The organism is Streptomyces sp. NPDC001880 (genome assembly GCF_053594575.1).
The window spans coordinates 1-1,743 of record NZ_JBSFET010000266.1; the positions used below are offsets into that span (position 1 = coordinate 1).

Here is a 1,743-nt window from a genome sequence, read left to right on the forward strand (position 1 = left end):
CGCCGGCCAGAGACCTCTGGAGGCGGGTGATCAGATCGGCGAGGCGGTCCACGGCCGCGGCGTGCCCGGGGCCGTCGACCGCCGACACCCCGTACGCGAACTCCCGCCAGTCGGCGGTTTCGAGCAGCCGCTCCTCAAGGGCACCGCTGAACACCCGCGCCCAGTGCGGGCCCTTGACCACGAGGTTCAGCTGCATGCAGGCGCCGGTCGAGTGCGTCTCGTGCCACCAGCCACGCGGCAGGAACAGCAGCCCGCCGGCCTCCATGGTGACCTCACGGGCGTCGTCCGGCATTCGCTCCGGAAACGGCGCGTGCGCATAGCCGAGTTGACGTTCGTCGGCCTGCTTGCGGTCGCGCGCGAAGCACATCGTCGTCTGGTTCTCGATGCTCGTGTTCGGGGCGAGCCGCCACCGCTTGGAGCCGGACAGGAGCAGCGCGAAGTTCACGTCGAAGTCGCTGTGCATGGGGACACCGCTCGTGCCTGTCGAGCAGAAGATCTCGCAGGACATCCGGTCTGGCGGCAGTCCCAGCCGCAGCGCAGCCTCGTCGATGAGTTCAGTGAGGCCGACGAACTCCCGCTCGGCGTGGCGCATGTAGCAGGTGAACCCCGCCCGGTACATCGGGAGCGCGTCGCTGCCGCGCGGCACGCGCGCGTGCGGGCCGTTGCGTTGGATGAGGGAGACCGTGTCGCCGAAGGATCTCAACACCTCTTCCGCACTGCTCAGTTCTGGTACCGCCCCGAGCAGCAGCCCGGGGAGCGCGGCCGGTGGTCCTGCGTACGGGGTGTCGGGCCAGTGGTCCGAGAAGAACTGCTCCGGAGTGAGCGGAGCGATGAAATCTGCGAACACCAGTAATCTTCCTCCGAAACAGAGTTTGACGCGCGGAGTGCATTATTCCGACCTGCCAGAGGCGTCGAATTGTTGGTCTACCTGTCCTGCGTCGATGTGTCCATCTTTCACCGAAACAGCGTGGTGTCGATGTGGTGTCAGGGGTGGTGTGTGACAACGCGTCCAGGTCCGTCCGGAACTATTTCAAGAGGTTTTCAGTGGGCTCTTCGATTTGTGCCCTGAGAAATCTTCAGGGGGCTCGGAATCGCTTATATTTCTCTGGTGCCCGAAGGTATGGTCCCGATCGCGGAACGGGTTTGATCTCGCCAGCAAGGGATTGGATGGTCAGTGAAAACTGAGGGCCGGAACACCGATGTCGTGCACCAGTCGCACCAGGCGCATCAGCTGTCCCGGTCGCACCGGGAAGACCGGTCCGCCTCCGTCGCCGTCATCGGTATGGCCTGCCGTTTCCCCGGAGCTCGGAACGCCGACGAATTCTGGCGCAATCTGATCGAGGGACGTGACACGGTCACCCGCGTGACCGGCCCGCGCGGCATTGAGGCCCGCGGACTCCTCGACGATCCCGAGCGATTCGACGCCGGCTACTTCGGCATGTCCCCGCGCGAGGCCCGCCTCGTCAATCCGCAGCACCGGGTCTTCCTGGAGTGCGCGGTGGAGGCTTTGGAGAACGCGGGCGTGGACCCGGACCGCCACCCGGGAACCGTCGGCGTGTACGGGGGCAGCAGCGACAACGCCTACGCGCACGTCCTCACCACCCAGCGGGCACGGCAGCCACCGGTGTCGGCGTACGAGATCCGGATGGGTAACGGAGCCGACTTCCTGTGCAGCCGTGTCGCCTACAAGCTCGGCCTGCGCGGCCCTGCCGTCGCCGTCCAGGCGGGCTGCGCGACCTCCCT

At 66.4% G+C, this 1,743-nt stretch carries 2 protein-coding genes; one reads left to right on the forward strand and one right to left on the reverse strand.

Annotated features, from left to right (window positions below; genetic code table 11):
* A partial coding sequence (locus tag ACWCQ6_RS37130; RefSeq protein WP_451096903.1) for a cupin-like domain-containing protein occupies positions 1–847 on the reverse strand: 847 nt, incomplete at its 3' end.
* Between the two features lie 327 nt (positions 848–1,174).
* On the opposite strand from ACWCQ6_RS37130, the gene ACWCQ6_RS37135 reads away from it, so the two are divergent.
* The coding region (locus tag ACWCQ6_RS37135; RefSeq protein WP_451096905.1) for a beta-ketoacyl synthase N-terminal-like domain-containing protein at positions 1,175–1,743 on the forward strand (569 nt) is incomplete at its 3' end.